Below are 18,327 nucleotides of genomic sequence, written 5' to 3'. Positions count from 1 at the left end.
CTTCGTCAGGTGAGCAGGGCGACCACGCGTGCGGCCAGTTCCTGGACGTCGCCGTCGTCGGGCCGCAGCACCAGCTCGGGGTGCTCCGGCGGTTCGTACGGGTCGTCCACGCCGGTGAACCCCGTGATCTCGCCACGGCGAGCGCGCGCGTACATGCCCTTGGGGTCGCGGGACTCGCACACCTCGACGGGGGTGTCGACGTGCACCTCCCGGAACGCCAGACCGGTGTCGGCGTGCCGGGACCGCACCTGGTCGCGGTCGGCCCGGTACGGGCTGATCAGCGCGACGATCGCGACCACGCCCGCGTCGGCGAACAACCGGGCGACCTCGCCGACCCGGCGGACGTTCTCCGCGCGGTCCTGCGCGCTGAAGCCCAGGTCCGAGTTCAGGCCGTGGCGCAGGTTGTCGCCGTCGAGCAGGTAGGCGGGCCGGCCGGCCGCGACCAGCAGGCGTTCGACCTCCGCGGCGATCGTGGACTTGCCCGCGGCCGACAGACCGGTCAGCCACACCGTGCACCCCGGCGTCGTTCGGGCCACGTCGGTGCGGTGCCAGACGACGGTGGGTGCGGCGGGCCGCAGGACCATGCCGGCGCCGACGGTGTCGTTGGTGGCCTCGTCGATGAGCACGAAGCTGCCGGTCGCCCGGTTGCGCCGGTACACGTCGTAGGCCAGCGGGGCGTGCGTGTGCAGCGTGACGCGGCCGATCTCGTTGAGCGACAACGACTCCGCGGACTCGTCGCGGTGCAGGGTGGTGATGTCGAGCCGGTAGCGCAGGGCCTGCACCGTGGCGCGGACCTCCTGCGTGGTGTGCTGGACGAGCAGCCGCGAACCGGGTGAGAGCGCGGACCGGTCGCCGAGCCAGCAGACCATGGCCTCGACGTCCCTGCCGACCTCGGGCCGGTTGCCGGGCTTGCAGATCATGTCGCCGCGCCGCACGTCCACGTCGTCGGCCAGCCGCACGGTGACCGCCTGGGGCGCGAACGCGTACGGCAGCGCTCCGCCGCCGGGCCGGTGGATGGCCGAGATCGTCGAGGTCACGCCGGAGGGCAGCACGACGACCTCGTCGCCCTCGCGGAACGTGCCGCCGCCGACGGTGCCCGCGTAACCGCGGAAGTCGCCGTGGCGCACCACGTACTGCACGGGCAGCCGGGCGTCGACGAGGTTGCGGTCGGACGCGATGTGCACGTTCTCCAGGTGGTGCAGCAGCGGGGTGCCCTCGTACCAGGGCATCTGCGTGCTCCGCTGCACCACGTTGTCGCCGTGCAGCGCCGAGACCGGGATGAACGTGACGTCCGCGACGTCGAGCCGGGACGCGAACTGCTCGAACTCCGCGCGGATCTCGGCGAACCGGGCGGCGGAGAAGTCCACCAGGTCCATCTTGTTCACGCACACGACCAGGTGCGGGATGCCCAGCAGGCTCGCGACGAACGCGTGCCTGCGGGACTGGTCCAGCAGCCCCTTGCGGGCGTCCACCAGGACCAGCGCGAGGTCCGCCGTGGACGCGCCCGTGACCATGTTGCGGGTGTACTGCAGGTGACCCGGGGTGTCGGCGATGATGAACCGGCGCCGGGGCGTGGCGAAGTGCCGGTAGGCGACGTCGATGGTGATGCCCTGCTCGCGTTCGGCGCGCAGGCCGTCGGTGAGCAGCGCCAGGTCCATCGCCGTGCCGCGGGCCTCGCTGGCGCGCTCGATCGACGCCAGCTGGTCGGTGAAGATCGCCTTCACGTCGTAGAGCAGCCGCCCGATGAGGGTCGACTTGCCGTCGTCCACGCTGCCTGCCGTGGCCAGGCGCAACAGCTGGGGGTCCATCAGAAGTACCCCTCCCGTTTGCGATCCTCCATGCCGGCTTCGGAGATCCGGTCGTCGGCGCGGGTCGCGCCCCGTTCGGTCACGCGGGTGACCTCGGTCTCCGCGACCACCGCGGCCGGTGTGTCCGCTGTGGACTCCACGCAGCCGGTGCAGGTGGCGTCGCCGACCGTGCGGAACCGGACCGTGGCCTCGTACGGCCGCTCCCCCGCCTCCAGCCGCAGGAACCGGGTGTGCGCCAGCAGCATCCCGTCGCGTTCGACCACCTCGCGGCGGTGGGAGTAGTACAGCGACGGCAGGTCGATGCCCTCGCGGGCGATGTAGGACCAGATGTCGAGCTCGGTCCAGTTCGACAGCGGGAACACCCGCAGGTGCTCGCCCCTGCGGTGGCGGGCGTTGTAGAGGTTCCACAGCTCGGGCCGCTGGTTGCGGGGGTCCCACTGGCCGTGGTCGTCGCGCAGGCTGAAGACGCGTTCCTTGGCGCGGGCCTTCTCCTCGTCGCGGCGGGCACCGCCGAACAACGCGCCGAACCGGTGTTCGGCGGTGGTCCGCAGCAGAGTTGTGGTCTGCAGGCGGTTGCGTCCGCCGGAACCCTCCACCACCCGGCCCGCGTCGATGTCGTCCTGCACGCGGCCCACCACCAGCCGCACGCCGGTCCGGCGCACCACCTCGTCGCGGAACTCGACCACCTCGTCGAAGTTGTGCCCGGTGTCGATGTGGACCAGGGGGAACGGTGGCGGCGCCGGCCAGAACGCCTTGACCGCCACGTGCAGCATCACCATGGAGTCCTTGCCGCCGGAGAACAGCAGCGCAGGCCGCTCGACGGTCGCGACCACCTCGCGCAGCACGTGCACCGCCTCGGCCTCGACCGCGTCCAGGTGCGACAGCACGTAGTCCTCCGCGACGGCCACTACACCCCCATCGCGCGGCGCAGGCTCAGCGGCCGCATGTCCGTCCAGACGGTCTCGACGTGCGCGAGGCACTCGCTCTTGGTGCCGGTGACGCCGACCTCGCGCCACCCGGACGGCACCTCGCGGTACGTCGGCCAGATCGAGTACTGCTCCTCGTGGTTGACCACCACGGTGAAGCGGGTGCCGTCCTCGTCCTCGTCACGCATGTCCATCCTCCATCTCGGTTTCCCGCTGGTCAGCCAGCGACCGCAGGACCGCCGCCAGCTCGGCGGCGTGAGCGGTCTGCATCATGCTGAAGTGGTCGCCCCGCACGGCCGTGGTCCGGACCTCGCCGTCCACAACGGACTCCCAGCCCGCCGCGGTGGTGCCGGAGCCGTGCGGCACCAGGAGGTCCACGACGCCGCGGTGGCGTTCCGGTCGCCACACCGACACGGCCGTGGTCAGGTCGGTGAAGGTCTTCGCCCTGGCCAGCATCTCGGCGCGCTGCCCGTCCGGCAGCAACCCGGCCTCCGCCAGGGCGTCCAACGCCCTGGCGTACTGGGCATCGGGTTCGAGTGCGCTGAGCTCGGCGACGTCCAGGGTCACCTCGGCGCCCGAGGCCGCCGCCACGCTGCGCACGAACCCGTCGACCGCGAACGGCAGCGGGACGGCGACACCGGTGTCCGCGGGGGCGACCGTGTCGAGCAGGGCCAGCAGTCCGACGTCGCCGAGCTCGGCCGCCACGGCCACCGCGAGGCTGCCGCCCAGCGACCAGCCGACGAGGTGGTACGGGCCCTCCGGCCACCGCTGCCGGATCGCCGACGCGTAGCCGCGGGCCAGCTCCGCCACGTCGGGCGAGGCGCCCTCGGGCAGCTCGATCGCGTAGCACGGCCGGTCGCCCAGGTGCTTGCTCACCGGCACGTACGGCAGGGACGACCCGGTGCTCGCGTGCAGGCAGATCAACGGCCTGCGGGTGCCGGACTCGTTCAGGGGCACGATCGCGCCACCGTCCTCGGCGGTGCCCGCGGCGATGCCGGCGAGCTCGCGGACGGTCTGGTGCTGGAACAGCTGGCGCGCGGTGATCGGCACGCCGCGCCGGTTCGCCTTGTCCACCACCAGGACCACGGAGATCGAGTTGCCGCCGAGGTCGAAGAAGCCCGTCAGGACACCGACCGGTCCCCCGCCGAGCACCTCCTGCCAGATCTCGGCGAGCACCCGCTCCGTCGCGGTGGCGGGCGGCTCGTAGGTCACGTCCGGTCCGGCCGCGCCGGGGTCGGGCAGCCGCTTGCGGTCGACCTTCCCGTTGGGCGTCAGGGGGAACGCGTCGAGCCAGGTGAACCGGGCCGGGACCATGTGCTCGGGCAGCAGGTCCCTCAGGTGGCGCCGCACCTGGGCGTCCGCCGGCCGCGTGCCGTTCTCGGGCACCAGGTAGGCCGCGAGGTACTGGCGTCCTGCCTCGCCCCTGGCGGCGACGGCGGCCGACCGGACCGCGGGGTGGTCGAGCAGCGCGGCCTCGACCTCGCCGAGCTCCAGCCGGTGGCCGCGGATCTTGACCTGGTCGTCGGCCCGGCCGAGGAACTCCAGCTTGCCGTCGGCACGGCGGCGGGCCAGGTCACCCGTGCGGTAGAGGCGCCGGCCACCCCCGGCGAAGGGGTCGGGGACGAACCGCTCCGCGGTGAGACCGGGCCGGCGGTGGTACCCGGCCGTGACGCCGTCGCCGCCGAGGAACAGCTCCCCCGCCACGCCGATGGGCTGCGGCTGCAACCGGTGGTCCAGCACGTAGGCGGCCTCGTTCGCCAGCGGCGTCCCGATGGTCACCTCGTCCACGACGCGGTCCGCGGTCGACCACACCGTCGTCTCCGTCGGGCCGTACATGTTGTGCAGCTCGGCGGGGGTGATCTCGCGCAGCCTGCGGGCCAGGTCGGCGGTCAGCGCCTCACCGCCGACGAACAGCACCTTCAGCGACGCCAGGGCCTCGGCCGCGTCCTGCGCACCGGCGAGCAGCCCGGCCAGTGTCGGCGTGCATTGCATGTGGGTCACGTCATGCGCGCGGATCAGCGCGGCGAGGCTGTCGTCGCGCCGGGCACCGGTGAAGGCGCGGCGGACGGTGTCGACGTGCGGCAGGGCCGCGAGGACGTCATCGGTCGCGATGCCGAAGTCGACCAGGCACGCGATCTCGTCGACGCCCAGCTCCGCGAGCCGCTCGGCGAACCGCACGCACTCCTCCGGGGTGCCGAACAGGCCACCGGACTCCATGTACCGGTCGGCGGCGTGCTCCAGCAACGCCAGCCGGTCGTCCTCGCTGAGCGTGTCGAACTCCAGCCCCATCTGCTTGGCCAGACCGCGCAGCAGGTCCAGCGAGGTGCTCAGGTACCGGGTGAACGGGCCGCGGGCCACGTCCAGCGCGCGGTCTCGGTCCGGGTCGATGAACGTGTGCAGCATCAGCGCCACGTGCCCGCCGTCGGTGCCGTGGCGTTCCCGCCAGGCTTCGCGGTAGACGGCGATCTTCCCGGCGAGCGCGTCGAGGTCCTGGCCGAGCATGTGGGTGAGCAGGCCGAGTCCGGCGTGCCCCGCCGCGCGGAACGTCTCCGGGCTGCCCGCGGCGCTCAGCCACATCGGCAGCTCGGCCTGCACGGGCGCGGGCCGGATGCGGACGTCGACCTCGGCACCCTCGCCGGCGGGCATGCGCACGCTCTCCCCGCGCCACAGCGACCGCACGGTCTCGACGCCGTCGAGCATGACCTTCTTGCGTTCGCCGTAGTTCTCCGGCGCGAACACGAAGTCGTTGCGGTGCCAGCCGGACGCCACCGAGATGCCCACGCGGCCGTCGGACAGGTTGTCGACGACGGACCACTCCTCGGCCACCCGCACCGGGTTGTGCAGCGGCAGCACCACGCTGCCCGCGCGGATCGAGATCCGGTCGGTCGCCACGGCCAGCGCCGCCGCCATGACCGACGGTGCCGGGTAGAGCCCGCCGAAGGCGTGGAAGTGCCGTTCGGGCGTCCAGACCGAGCTGAACCCGTTGCGGTCCGCGTACTTCGCGCCTTCCAGCAGCAGCCGGTAGCGCTCGCTGCCGGGCGTGCTGGAGTCGTCGCTCGCGAAGTAGAACAGGCCGAAGTCGAGTTTGCGCGTGGGCCGCGCGGTGCGCCCGCCCAGCATGGTGTCGGTGTTCGCCTCGGCGACCACGACGGTGTAGCCCCTGGCCAGCGTCCACAGCAGCTCGACCACGGAGATGTCGAACGAGATGCTGCTGACCGCGAGCCACACGCCCGGATCGCGGGTGCCCAGCCGCCGGTCCAGCTCCCCGTACAGGGTCATGACCTCGCGGTGGTCGACCATCACGCCCTTGGGCTGACCGGTCGAGCCCGAGGTGTAGCAGACGTACGCCAGCATCTCCGGCGCCACCGCGGTCTCCGGCGCCGTGTCGGGTTCGCCGCTGACCTCGGCCACGTCGACCAGCGGGACGCCGTGCTCCGACATCGCGGTCTTGCTCTGCTCGTCGACGAGGACGGCGACGGGGGCCGCGTCCTGGAGGACGAACCCGAGCCGGGCGGCCGGGTACCTCGGGTCCAGCGGCACGTACGCCGCACCGGCCTTGAGCACACCGAGCAGCGCGGCGGTGGTGTCGACCGACCGGCCCACGGCGACCCCGACCAGGCTGCCCGGTCCGGCGCCCGCGGCGAGCAGCCGGTGCGCGACCTGGTTCGCCCGGCACCGCAGCTGCGCGTAGGTCAGCGAGTCCTCCCCGCTCACCACGGCGGTCGCGTCCGGGGTGCGCTCGGCCTGGGCGTCGAAGGCCTCGTGCACGGTGCCCGCGGGGACGGGTGCGCTCGTGTCGTTCCAGTGCACGGTCAGCCGGACGCGTTCCGACAGCGGCAGGAGCTCCAGCTCGGACAGCCGGGCGTCCGGGCGGGAGACCGCGGACTCCAGGAGCTGGCGGGTGTGCTGCAGGAACCGGTCCATCCGGTCGCGGTCGAACAGCTCGGTGGCGTACTCCAGGCCCAGCTCGACGCCGCCCGCGGACCGCTCGGCGACGCTGAGGGTGAGGTCGAAGCGCGCGGTGCCGGTGTGCAGGGCGACGCCCTCGACCTCGACGTCGCCCATCCGCACGGACTTGAGGTGCTCGTCGACCTGCAGCAACGCCACCTGGAACAGCGGGTTGGCGCCCGCGTCGCGGTCCGGCCGCAGCTCGTTGACCAGCTGGTCGAACGGCATGTCCTGGTGCGGGTGCGCGGAGTAGACGGTCTCCTGGGCGCGCGCCAGCAGCTCGCGGAAGTTCGGGTCGCCCGCGGTGGACACCCGCAGCACCACCGTGTTCGCGAAGTAGCCGATCAGCCGCTCCAGCTCCGGCCTCGTGCGACCGGAGAACGCGGTTCCGGCGACGATGTCGTGCTGGCCGGTGTACCGGGAGGACACCGCCGCCAGCGCGGCGAGCATCAGCGGCAGCACCCTGGTCGGTTCGGGGCCGCCCAGGGCTTGCAGCTCGCGGTGCAGCCGTGCGGGCAGGACGTGGTGGACGGTGTCGCCCGCCCAGGTCGGGGCCGCCAGTCGCGGCCGGTCGGCCGGGAACCGCAGGGTGTCCAGGTCCGCCAGGGCCGTGCGCCAGTACTCCAGCGACGCGGCGCGCCGCGCAGTGGCCTCCTGGCCGTGCTGCCAGGCGGCGAAGTCGGCGTACTGGATCGGCAGCTCCGCCAGCACGGCGGGCCGGCCCGCGCGGGCGGCGCTGTAGAGTTCGATCAGCTCCCTGGTGAGGATCTCGGTGGACCACGCGTCGGTGGCGATGTGGTGCAGGGCGAGGACGAGCAGGTGGTCGTCGGCCGCCAGCCGCACGAGGTCGGCACGCAGCAGCGGGTCGCGCTCCAGGTCGAACCGGCGGCGCCCGGCCGCGGCCAGCAGGTCGGCCGCCCGGCGTTCGCGGTCCTCGAACTCCCGCAGGTCCGTCGCGGTGAACAGGCCGGTTCCGGGTGGGCCGACGAGCTGGCGCGGGCCGTCGGGCGTGTTGACGTACCGGGTGCGCAGGCTCTCGTGCCGGGCGACCAGCTCGGCGACCGCGTTCCGCAGCAGCGGCACGTCGAGCTCGCCGCGCAGGCGCATGGCCAGCGGCGTGTTGTAGATCGGCTTCCCGTCCGCCCACTGGTGCAGGAACCACAGCCGCTGCTGCGCGAACGACAGCGGCAGCGGCTCGTCCCGTCCGACGGCGGGAATCCGGTCGGCCTCGCGGGCGGCGGCGCGCTGGGCGCGGAGCTCGGCCACGAGTGCGGCGCGCTGCTGGGCCGTGAGGTTTCCCAGCCGCTCTTCAGTGCTCTCGTGCATCGCGCTCCTCACAGCTCGGCCGCCCTGCCCAGGCAGACTGTCCTGCGGGCGGACACCCCGGCCAGTCCGGGGATTCCCCTACCCGCCACCAGGCCAGGAACTCCGGCCGGTCCAGCCTGGGCTGGGCGAACGAGCCGATCACCGCGGCGGGCTCCGACCAGCTCCGCCGCACCGGCGCGACGTCGGCGAGCGGGGCCCAGTCAGCGCCCCGCAGCACCCCCAGGTGGCGGTTCCTGTCCACCTCGACGGAGATCCCGTCGGGCGCCGGCGCCGTGACGCACACCGTGCCGCCGGCCACCGACCACCAGGACCGGACGGTTCCGGGCGTGTGGTCGGGTTCCGGGTAGTCCTGCGCCCTCACCGGTTCGCCGAGCAGCAGCTCCATGTGCACTTCGGACAACGGCTTGTCGTCTGCGGGGAAGTGGTGGACCGTCCGGTAGCCCGCGCGGGCGTAGAACGCCGGGTTGCCGCGTTCGACCACGGCGTCGAGCACCACTCGCACCGCCCCCTCGGCGCGCGCACCGGCTTCGAGCGCCCGCAGCAGCCGCCTGCCCACGCCGAGCCCGCGGGCTTCGGGTGACACGGCGAGCCGGCGCACGCACCAGTCCCGGCTGTGCGCCCGCACCGCGCCGACGACCCGGCCACCGGCCGTCGCGGTCCACAGGTGGTACCCGGCGGCCAGGTCGGCGCGCACGTCGTCCGCCGTCTCCCGGGCGCCGTCCGCGACCGGCAGGCCCGGCACCAGGTCCCCCGCCCGGTAGGCGGTCCTGGTCACGGCGGCGACCTCATCGGCCAGCCGGTCGGCCGGTCGCAGGGCCTCCGCGACGGTCAGAGTGTCTGATGTGGACACACGGCACCTCCCCGCCGCAGAGTGGCACGCCGGGACCGTGCCGGACCTGTAGGGGTATTGCCGGACTCGTCCGGCTCCCGCGGTCTGGACAGGGTGGAGGCTCGCCCACGGGCAGCCGAGGACGCGCAGTCGAGGAGCCGAGCATGCCGAACCCGCCATCCCGACCGGCCGCGAGTGGACTCGCCGAAGCGCGCAAGGCGGTACTGGCGCTGCGCACCCGGCAGCACACCGCGAGCCACGGCGGCGGCACCCGGATCGAACCCGCCGCGCGGGACCGGCGGCTGCCGTTGTCGTTCGCCCAGCAGCGGCTGTGGTTCCTCGACCAGTGGTCGCAGGGCCAGCCGGTCTACAACGCGCCGATGGTGCTGCGGCTCAAGGCCGACCTCGACGTGGACGCGTTGCAACGCGCGCTCACCGAGGTCCTCACGAGGCACGAGGTCCTGCGCACGCGCTACCCGAGCGAGAACGGCGTGCCGTACCAGCAGGTCGAGCCCGCACCGGACCGGGTTCCGCTGCCGGTCACCGACATCGCCGCCGGGGACGTGGACGCGTTCGTCGGCGACCTCGTGCGGGAGCCGTTCGACCTGGGCACCGGCCCGGTGTTCCGGCCGGCGCTGGGCCGGGTGAGCGCCACGGAGTACGTCCTGGTGCTCGCCATGCACCACATCGCCACCGACGGCTGGTCCGTCGAGATCATGCTGCGCGAGCTGATCATGAGCTACCAGCGCGCGATCGGCGCGCCCGTCGCCGCCGTGCCGCTGGCCGTGCAGTTCGCCGACTACGCGGTGTGGCAACGGGACTGGCTGGCCGGCGAGGCACCGCAGGACCAGCTGCGGTACTGGCGGGAGCAGCTGCGCGACCTGCCGACGCTCGACCTGCCGACGGACCGGCCGCGGCCCGCGCACCGCACGCAGGCGGGGTCGATCGAAGAGGTCATGCTGCCGGGCCCGCTCGCGGAGAAGCTGTCCGCGTTCGCCATCGCCGAACGGGCCACCGTGCTCACGGTCGCGCTCGCCGCGTTCAACGTCGTGATGGCGCGCTACAGCGGCCAGGACGACATCGTGGTGGGGTCGATCTTCTCCGGTCGCACCCGGCCCGAGATCGAGCCGCTGATCGGGTTCTTCGCCAACACCCTGGTGCTGCGCACCTCCACCGCGGGCAACCCGACGTTCCGGGAGCTGGTGGCGCGCACGGGCCAGACCGTGATCGACGCGCACCTCAACCAGGACCTGCCGTTCGGCCGGCTGGTCGACGAGCTGAGCCCCGAGCGCGACCCGAGCCGCAACCCGCTGTTCCAGGTGTCGTTCACCCTGCAGCACGCGTCGGTGGAGTCCGCGACCGTCGGCGACCTGACCGCCGAGGTGTACTCGCCCGACATCGGGACCGCCCGCTTCGACCTCGCGTTCCAGGTCACCCAGGTGGCCGGGAGCGGGCTGCGGCTGTGGGCGGAGTACTCCACGGAGCTGTTCGACGCCGACCGGATCCGGCGGCTGTTCGCGCACTACCGGCGCGTGCTCGAACTCGTGCTCGACGCCCCCGAGACGCCACTGGGCCGGGTGCGGCTGCTCACCGACGACGAGTACGACTCGGTGGTGGTCGAGGCCAACCGGACGGAGCGGTCGTACGGCCCGCAGGAGCGCTGCCTGCACCACCTGTTCGAGTCCGTTGTGGACAGGGCGCCGGACGCGGTCGCCAGCCGGTTCGCGGGCGCGTCGCTGACCTACCGGGAGCTCGACGAGCGGGCCAACCAACTGGCCCGGCACCTGTCCTCGCTCGGGGTGGGGCCGGAGTCGGTGGTCGGCGTCCTGCTGGAGCGCGGGCCCGCGCTGCCGACGGCGTTCCTGGGTGTGCTGAAGGCGGGCGGCGCGTACCTGCCGCTGGACCCCGACCATCCCGTGGCCCGGCGGGAGCTGGTGCTCGGCGACGCGGGCGCGGCCGTGGTCGTGACGACCACCGACCTGGCCGGGGGCGTGCCCGAGGGCGTGCGGGCGGTGTGCCTGGACGACCCGGCGGTCGCGGCGCAGGACACCGCGCGGCCCAACCTCCCCGTGCACCAGGACAACCTGGCGTACGTGATCTTCACCTCCGGCTCGACCGGGCGGCCGAAGGGCGTGCAGGTCTCCCACCGGTCGATCGCGGGCTTCACCCCGGCGGTGATCGAGCTGTTCGGACTGGAGGTCGGCGACCGCGTGCTCCAGTTCGCCAACCCGGCGTTCGACGTGAGCCTCTTCGACTTCTTCGGCGCGCTGTGCAGCGGCGCGACCCTCGTGCAGGCACCCCGCGCGGACCTGCTGGACCCGGTGCGGCTGACCGAGCTGATGCGGTCCGAGCGGGTCACCGTCACCGACCTGCCACCGGCGGTGCTGCGGCTGCTCGACCCGGCGGCCCTGCCGGACCTGCGGGCGTTGTTCGTCGGCCTGGAGTCGTTCCCCGGTGAGCTGGTCAACGCCTGGAACACCGGGAACCGGATGTTCCACAACGGCTACGGCCCCACCGAGGCGACGGTGGCGTGCGTCGACTACCTCTGCCCGCACGAGCACCACGACGCGATGCCGCCGATCGGCGTGCCGATGGCCAACTACCAGGCCTATGTCGTCGACCGGTTCGGCGAGCCGGTGCCGGTGGGCGTGCCGGGTGAGCTGCTGATCGGCGGGGTGGGCGTGGCGCGCGGGTACGCGGGGCGGCCGGACCTGACCGCGGAGAAGTTCGTGCCGGACCCGTTCGGCGCACCCGGCGGCCGGCTGTACCGCACGGGCGACCTGGTGCGCCGGCGCGCGGACGGCAACCTGGAGTTCGTCGGTCGGATCGACAACCAGGTCAAGATCCGCGGCCTGCGGGTGGAGCCCGCCGAGATCGAGCACGCCGTGATGGCGTTGCGCCAGGTCGAGGACGCGGCCGTGGTGGTGTCCGGCAGTGGCGGTGACGCCCAGCTCGTGGCGTACGTCGCGCCCGCGGCCGGTGCGACCGTGGACACGGCGGTGTTGCGGTCCGAGCTGAGCGAGTCGCTGCCGGTCTACCTGGTGCCGTCGACCTTCGTCGTGCTGCCGTCGCTGCCCCGTGCGGCGAGCGGCAAGCTCGACCGCGCCCAGCTGCCCAGGCCGGGCGCGGCGCACGTGCCGGAGACCTCCCCGCCCACGACGGCGACCGAGGTGGCGCTCGCCGAGATCTGGCAGGAGCTGCTCGGTACCGAGTCGATCTCGGTGCAGGACAACTTCTTCGCCATCGGCGGCACGTCGTTGAAGATCACCCAGGTGGCCACCAGGGTCCAGGAGCGCTTCGGGGTCCGGCTGGAGCTGCGGGACCTCTTCCTGCACGCCACCCTCGGCGGGCTCGCGGCGCTCGTGGAGGAACGGGAGCTGGCGGACGTCTCCCCCGACGAGCTGGCCGCGTTGCTGGACGCCGTCGACGGGCGGTCGTCGTGAACTTCCGCGAGGAGATCCGCGCGTTCTTCGCCTCCCGGCGCGTTCAGGACGAGGTCGCCGCGATCCGCGCCCTGCCACCGGAGGCGGAGACAGGGCGGCTCGCCGTCTACTCGTGGCTGGGTGAACGCGGCTGGCTCGCCCCGCACTGGCCGGAGCGCTACGGCGGCCTCGGCCTCGGTGTGGCGGAGGCGGCGGCGCTCACCGAGGAGATGCTGTACGCGGGCGTGCCGGACGACCTGCACACGTTGAGCATCGGCATCGTGGGCACGTTCCTGCTGCACAGCGGGACGGAGGCGCAGAAGCAGGAGCACCTGCCCGCGCTGGCGCGCGGTGACCGGATGGCCACCGTGCTGTTCACCGAACCGTCGTGCGGCTCCGACCTGGCCGCCCTGCGCACCGAGGCACGCCCCGACGGGGCCGGCTGGCGCCTGCACGGCACGAAGATCTACAACCAGAAGTCGCAGTTCGCCGAGATGGCCCTGTGCGCGGCCCGCACCAGGGACAGCGGTGTCGGCATGGACGGCATCACGCTGTTCCTCGTGCCCCTCGACTCCGCGGGCGTGCACGTGTCCACCGTCGCGTCGATGGGCAACGACCGGTTCACCCAGGTCGTCATCGACGGTCTGCTGCTCACCGAGGACGCCGTCGTCGGCGCGGTGCACGACGGCTGGACGTTGATGAACTCGTTGCTGCTGCTGGAACGCACCGGCATCGACTTCCACGCCAAGGCGCGGGTCCTGCTGGACACCGTCCTCGACCGCGCCCGCGCCACCGGCCGCCTGTCCCCGGAGCTGGCCGAGCTGGACGCACGGCTGGCAGCGGCGCACGCGCTGGCGTGGCAGCAGGTGCACAACCTCGCGGCGGACCGGCCGTCACCGGGCGGGTCGGCCATGGCCAAGTGGTACGCCTCCGAGCACTTCCGGCCGATCCTGCGGGCCGCGGCGGAGGTCGACGGCCTGGACTCCGTGCTCACCTCGTGGGACGGCGGCGCACCCGCGCACGGGAGCGTCGAGTCGGCCTACCGGACCGGGCCGAGCCTGCGCCTGGCCTCCGGCACCTCCGAAGTCATGCTGTACCTCATCGCGACCGGGGAACTGGGACTGCTGTGATGCTGACCGACCTGTTCGACGACGACACCACCCCGCTGCTGCGCAGGCTGGGCGAACGGCCGCGGGGCGGCGGGGCACCGCAGGACGAGGAGACGCGCCGGCAGGTGCTGGCCGCGCTCGCGGACTCCGAGCAGTCCCCGGCGGAGGTGCTGCGGGCCGCCGAGCTGATGGGCGCCGCGCTGTACCAGAGCCCGTTCCTGGACACCGTCGCGGCCGCGGAGCTGTTCCCGCTCTCCCCCGGCCGCACCGTGGCGCTGGCGTTGCGGGAGAACGGCACCGACAACCCCGCCACGCCCGCGCCGTTCGTGCTGCGGGACGGCAAGGTCACGGCCGTGCGGCGGTTCGTGGCGTTCGCGTCCGATGTGGACGACCTGCTCGTCGTCGGTGGCACCGCGGCCGCGCTGGTTCCCGTCGAGCAGCCCGGTGTGCGGACCCGCCGGCAGGACGACGTCGGCCGTGGCGACCTGCACACCGTCGAGCTCCAGGACGCGGTGGCACAGGTGCGGGACGTGACGGCCGACTACCCGGCGGTGCTGGCCAGGGCCCGGCTGCGGCACGCCGCGTACCTGGTCGGCGCGGCGCAGGCGGCGATCCGGCTGACCGCGGACCACCTGCGGGAGCGCAAGGTCTTCGGTCAGCCCCTGGCCAAGTCCACGGCCCTGGCGTACCGCTTGGCGGCGTTGCACGCGGAAGCCGAGGCCGTCCGTGCGCTGGTCGGCACGGAACCGAGCCCGCGGACGGGAGCGCAGGCGGTGCTGCTGGCCGGCGCGGTCGCCCGGCAGAGCGCGGAGGAGGCGGTGCACCTGCACGGCGCGCGCGGCATGACCGAGCACAGCGACGCGCAGCTGTTCTACCGGCGCGCCGCGGTCGACGCCCAGTGGTACGGGACGGCAACCGCCCTCCGCGCCGAACTGCTCGCGGCGCTGAGCGCCTGACCTGCTCCCCTGCCGTGCCCACGGCGTCTGCAAGTACTGCCAACACAGGTGTTGGCAGTACTTGCAGATGCGTCAGGGAAGCAGGCGGTGGGTGGACAGCAGGTCGTAGAACGGCTCGTGGTGCTTGCTGAACGCCGCGAGCGCCTCGTTGTTGTCCACCGTGTCCGCGTACGCGGTCGACGTGGCGGTGAACCCGGTGCTGTTGCTGACCGCCGTGTGCCACCGCGCGGAACGGGACCATTCGGAGCGGTCGCCGGAGGACCACGTCGTCGCCTCGGCGCGGTAGGTGATCCCCACGCGGTCGCAGTACGCGCGCAGCACCTCCGACGGCGCGCTGACCAGGTCCGCGGCGTCGAGCACGACGGGCACCTGCCCGCCCGCGTCGAGCACGGCCCGGTAGATCTCGTACTGGCCCTCGATGCCGATGTCCGAGCACACCATGTCCGGCTTGAGCGCGTAGAACGAGGCCGCGATCTCGTCGGGGCGGCGGATCAGGAACGTGTGCCGCACCTCGGCCAGGAACCGGCGGTCGGCCAGCACCGCGTCGTAACGGAGGTCCGTGGTGTCCTTGAAGAACACCGTGCGGGTAGCCGACTCCTCCCGGATCGCCGCGATCAGGTCGGTGTGGGTGTGCACCTCGCGGGACCCGACGGTGGTCGAGCCGTAGTCGGAGATGTTGCAGAACGGCTCGTGCAGGGCGAGGAGCCCGTCGTGCTCGACCATCGAGCGGAAGAGCGCGGTCGACCGGGAGCGCGGGGCCGCCCACAAGGCGATGATCATGTGGCTTCCTTCCTGGGGTGCTCACGGTCCCCCAGGCCGCGCGGGCGGGACAAGCCAGGTATGTCCCCGACTTGAGGGTCCCGTGCGCCGGCCGCGATTCTCGGGACCGATTGGCGAAGGGCGGCCGCATGCGACTTGAGTCCACAGCAGACGGATGGGCGCCGGCCCCACCGCGCCGGGTGCCGCGCGCCGGTCGCGGTGACGGACGGCTGCCCTGCTCACCGGCGCAGGAACGGCTGTGGTTCCTCGAACAGGTGGACCCAGGCTCGCCGGCGCACGTCGTCCCGGTCGCGGTGCGGTTCACCGGCGACCTCGACGTGCCCGTGCTGAGCCGGTGCCTGGACGAGGTCGTGCGGCGGCACGAGGTGCTGCGCACCAACATCGTCGAGCGCGCCGGCGTGCCGTACCAGGTGGTGAGCCCGCCGGCGCCGGTGCCGTTGCCGGTGCGGGACATCAGGGACGCGCCCGACGTCGAACGGGCGGTGCTGCGCGAGGCCGCGACCGCGTTCGACCTGGCGACGGCGCCGATGCTGCGGGCGAGCCTGCTGCGCGTCGACGATCGCGTGCACGTGCTGCTGCTGAGCATCCACCACGTCGCGTGCGACGGCTGGTCGATCGGCGTGCTCCGCGCGGAGCTGACCGCGTTGTACGAGGCGTTCCGCGACGGCCGGCCGTCCCCGCTGCCGGAGCTGCCGGTGCAGTACGGCGACGTCGTGGTGTGGCAGCGCGACCGGCTCCGCCGCGGCGAGCTGGACGCCCAGCGGGAGCACTGGCGGACGGCGCTGGCCGGTGCGGGTGAGCTGCTGCTGCCGGCGGACGGCTCGCGGTCCGCCGCCCGGACCGCACGCGGTGACACCATGGCGTTCCGGTTGTCACCGGACCTCGTCACGTCCGTCGGCGCCGTGGCGGCCACGGCGGGGACGACCCGGTTCGCGGTGCTGCTGGCCGCGTTCACGGCCGTGCTGTCGCGGTGGAGCGGCCAGGACGAGGTGGTGGTCGGCTCGCCCGTCGCCGGCCGGTGCGCGGCCGAGACCGAGCCGGTGGTCGGGCTCCTCGCCAACACCCTCCCGCTGCGCCTGGACCTGTCCGGCGACCCGGCGTTCGCCGACCTGGTCGCCGCGGCCGGTGAGGAGCACCGCGCGGCCCTCGCCAACCAGGACTACCCGTTCGACCTCGTGGTCACCGACGTCGGCGCCGGCCGCACGGACGGGCTGGCGCCGCTGGTCCAGGTGGTGCTGGCGCTGCGCGACGCACCGCCCGCGCCGGTGCGGCTCGGCGGGCTGGTCGTCGAGGAGCTCCCGGTCCGGTCGGTGGCCACGAAGTTCGACGTGGCGCTCGACCTCGTGCCCAGCGCGGACGGCGGTGTGGACGGGCGCCTGGAGTTCAGCGCGGACCTGTTCACCCGCGACACCGCGGCCCGGATGGCCGACGCCTTCGTGCGGCTGCTGCGGCACGGCGTGTCCCGGCCGGACGAGGCCGTGTCGGCGCTGCCGCTGATCGCGCCGGCCGAGAGCACCCGGATCACCGGCGAGCTCAGCGGTCACAGCTCCGCCGCGCCGTTCGAGGGCCCGCTGACCGTGCACGGCGTGGTCGAGCAGTGGGTGGAGCGGACTCCGGACGCACCCGCCGTCGTCTTCGGGGACCGCACGCTCACCTACGCCGAGCTGGACGCGCGCGCCAACCAGCTCGCGCACCGGCTGCGGGCGCTGGGGCTGACGTCCGAGCAGCTCGTCGGCGTCTCGCTGCCGCGGTCGGAGCTGGTGGTCGTCGCGGTGCTCGGCATCCTGAAGGCCGGTGCGGCCTACCTGCCGCTGGACCCCGGCTACCCGCGGTCGCGGGTGGCGCACATGGTGCAGGACGCGGCAGCGCCGGTGGTCCTGACGCACTCCTCGGTCGAGACCGGGGACCTCGACGGCCCGGTCCGGTTCCTCCGCCTGGACACCGAGTGGCCCGCGGACGAGCCCGTCTCCCGGCCCGACGTCCCCGTGCACGGCGCGGGGCTCGCCTACGTGATCTACACGTCCGGTTCGACCGGCCAGCCGAAGGGCTCGGCCAACGAGCACGCCCGTGTGGTGAACACGCTGCACGGCGTCAACAACGCCTACGACCTCACGCAGGAAGACCGCGTGCTGGCGGTCTCGTCGCTGAACTACGACATGTCGGTCTACGAGGTCTTCGGCACGCTCGCGGCGGGCGCGACCGTCGTCGTGCCGAGCGACGAGGAGACCGCAGACCTCGACCGGCTGCTGAACCTGCTGGTGCGCCAGGAGGTCACGGCGTGGAGCTCGGCGCCGGCGCTGCTGGACGCCCTGGTCGGTCACGCCGGCCGGCGCGGCGGCATGTCCGGTGTCGTGTTGCGCGCGGTCGGCCTGGGCGGTGACCGGATGCCACCCACGCTGCCCCGCCAGCTCACGGACCTGCTCCCCGGCATCCGGCTGCTCAACCTGGCCGGCATGACCGAGACGTCGTACTGCAGCCTCGCCCACCGGCTGACCCGCCGCAGCTACGCGGGCGGCGTGCCGTGGGGCAGGCCGTTCGCGAACCACCGCATCTACATCCTCGACCGGCACGGCCGGCCCGCACCCGTCGGCGTGCCGGGTGAGCTGTTCATCGGCGGAGCGGGTCCCGGCCGCGGCTACTGGCGGCGGCCGGGGCTGACCGCGGACCGGTTCCGGCCCGACCCGTACGGCCAGGAGCCCGGCGGCCGGATGTACGCCACCGGTGACCACGCGCGGTTCCTGTCCAACGGGGACGTCGAGTTCCTCGGCCGGCTGGACCAGCAGATCAAGGTCCGCGGGTTCCTGGTCGAGCCCGGCGAGGTCGAGGCGGAGCTGGCGACGCACCCGGCGGTGCGCGAACCGGTGGTGATCGCCTTCGACGACGCCGGCGGCGAACGCAGGCTGGCCGCGTACGTGCTGCTGCGCGGCAACCACCGCCCGTCCACCGCCGAGCTGCGCGGCTACCTGGCCGCGCTGCTGCCCGAGCACATGGTGCCGTCGGCGTACGTGGTGCTCGACCGGTTCCCGCTGCTGCCCAGCGGAAAGCTCGACCGGGCCGCGCTGCCGGCGCCGTGGGCGGACCCGCCAGGCGAGGCCGTCGTGACCGCTGCCGACGACGAGGTCCGGGTGCGGCCGCGGGGGTGAGCCGGGGAGATCCCCGACTGTCCCGGACACCGCGGGACCGGCAACGTCTGCAGACCAGGATTGGGAGGTGTCGTGGAATC

Annotated in this window: 10 protein-coding genes; 4 read left to right on the top strand and 6 right to left on the bottom strand. The window is 73.4% G+C overall.

Features of this window, described 5'->3' with window-relative positions; all coding sequences use genetic code 11:
* Window positions 1–5: 5 nt before the first annotated feature.
* The 5 genes from cysC to ACZ7CF_RS07585 are packed head-to-tail and all read right to left on the bottom strand — an operon-like array spanning window position 6 to window position 8,858.
* Window positions 6–1,808 carry an adenylyl-sulfate kinase gene (cysC, locus tag ACZ7CF_RS07605; RefSeq protein ID WP_360383655.1) on the bottom strand — a complete coding sequence of 601 codons (1,803 nt, stop codon included), beginning with the start codon at window positions 1,806–1,808 and terminating at the stop codon, window positions 6–8.
* On the bottom strand, window positions 1,808–2,716 hold the full coding sequence (gene cysD, locus ACZ7CF_RS07600) for a sulfate adenylyltransferase subunit CysD (protein WP_360383657.1): 909 nt from the start codon (window positions 2,714–2,716) through the stop codon (window positions 1,808–1,810). Before cysD ends, cysC begins: the two co-directional genes overlap by 1 nt.
* The gene (locus tag ACZ7CF_RS07595; protein WP_360383660.1) at window positions 2,716–2,922 is read right to left on the bottom strand and encodes an MbtH family protein; all 207 of its coding nucleotides are present in this window, start codon (window positions 2,920–2,922) and stop codon (window positions 2,716–2,718) included. The genes cysD and ACZ7CF_RS07595 overlap by 1 nt, the downstream gene beginning before the upstream one ends.
* Window positions 2,915–8,008, bottom strand: coding sequence for an LLM class flavin-dependent oxidoreductase (locus ACZ7CF_RS07590; protein ID WP_470369163.1), 5,094 nt, complete (start codon window positions 8,006–8,008; stop codon window positions 2,915–2,917). The genes ACZ7CF_RS07595 and ACZ7CF_RS07590 overlap by 8 nt, the downstream gene beginning before the upstream one ends.
* Window positions 7,992–8,858, bottom strand: coding sequence for a GNAT family N-acetyltransferase (locus tag ACZ7CF_RS07585; RefSeq protein WP_470369162.1), 867 nt, complete (start codon window positions 8,856–8,858; stop codon window positions 7,992–7,994). The genes ACZ7CF_RS07590 and ACZ7CF_RS07585 overlap by 17 nt, the downstream gene beginning before the upstream one ends.
* A gap of 143 nt (window positions 8,859–9,001) precedes the next feature.
* Here ACZ7CF_RS07585 and ACZ7CF_RS07580 point away from each other — a divergent pair, with 143 nt between their 5' ends.
* From ACZ7CF_RS07580 to ACZ7CF_RS07570, 3 genes are read left to right on the top strand one after another with little or no spacing between them, the layout of a single operon-like run.
* A complete protein-coding gene (locus ACZ7CF_RS07580) occupies window positions 9,002–12,280 on the top strand; it encodes a non-ribosomal peptide synthetase (RefSeq protein ID WP_470369161.1) in 3,279 nt (1,092 codons plus the stop codon).
* A complete protein-coding gene (locus ACZ7CF_RS07575) occupies window positions 12,277–13,389 on the top strand; it encodes an acyl-CoA dehydrogenase family protein (protein ID WP_360383670.1) in 1,113 nt (370 codons plus the stop codon). The genes ACZ7CF_RS07580 and ACZ7CF_RS07575 overlap by 4 nt, the downstream gene beginning before the upstream one ends.
* Window positions 13,389–14,324, top strand: a complete 936-nt coding sequence (locus ACZ7CF_RS07570) for an acyl-CoA dehydrogenase family protein (protein ID WP_470369160.1) — start codon at window positions 13,389–13,391, stop codon at window positions 14,322–14,324. The genes ACZ7CF_RS07575 and ACZ7CF_RS07570 overlap by 1 nt, the downstream gene beginning before the upstream one ends.
* 72 nt (window positions 14,325–14,396) lie before the next feature.
* Here ACZ7CF_RS07570 and ACZ7CF_RS07565 read toward each other — a convergent pair whose 3' ends face one another.
* Entirely contained in the window at window positions 14,397–15,104 is a 708-nt protein-coding gene (locus ACZ7CF_RS07565; RefSeq protein ID WP_360383674.1) for a sulfotransferase-like domain-containing protein, read from the bottom strand.
* Window positions 15,105–15,232: 128 nt separating this feature from the next.
* Here ACZ7CF_RS07565 and ACZ7CF_RS07560 point away from each other — a divergent pair, with 128 nt between their 5' ends.
* Window positions 15,233–18,247, top strand: coding sequence for a non-ribosomal peptide synthetase (locus ACZ7CF_RS07560; protein ID WP_470369159.1), 3,015 nt, complete (start codon window positions 15,233–15,235; stop codon window positions 18,245–18,247).
* The last annotated feature ends 80 nt before the right edge of the window (window positions 18,248–18,327 follow it).

Source organism: Lentzea sp. NPDC036955 (genome assembly GCF_055608005.1).
Note: the sequence above shows the minus strand (reverse complement) of the source record. Positions and strands in the feature narration are given on the sequence as shown.

Coding starts and splice junctions, on each gene's coding strand:
- cysC (WP_360383655.1), bottom strand. CDS start 1,808: ATGGACCCCCAGCTGTTGCGCCTGGCCACGGCAGGCAGCGTGGACGAC.
- ACZ7CF_RS07595 (WP_360383660.1), bottom strand. CDS start 2,922: ATGCGTGACGAGGACGAGGACGGCACCCGCTTCACCGTGGTGGTCAAC.
- ACZ7CF_RS07590 (WP_470369163.1), bottom strand. CDS start 8,008: ATGCACGAGAGCACTGAAGAGCGGCTGGGAAACCTCACGGCCCAGCAG.
- ACZ7CF_RS07580 (WP_470369161.1), top strand. CDS start 9,002: ATGCCGAACCCGCCATCCCGACCGGCCGCGAGTGGACTCGCCGAAGCG.
- ACZ7CF_RS07570 (WP_470369160.1), top strand. CDS start 13,389: ATGCTGACCGACCTGTTCGACGACGACACCACCCCGCTGCTGCGCAGG.
- ACZ7CF_RS07565 (WP_360383674.1), bottom strand. CDS start 15,104: ATGATCATCGCCTTGTGGGCGGCCCCGCGCTCCCGGTCGACCGCGCTC.
- ACZ7CF_RS07560 (WP_470369159.1), top strand. CDS start 15,233: ATGCGACTTGAGTCCACAGCAGACGGATGGGCGCCGGCCCCACCGCGC.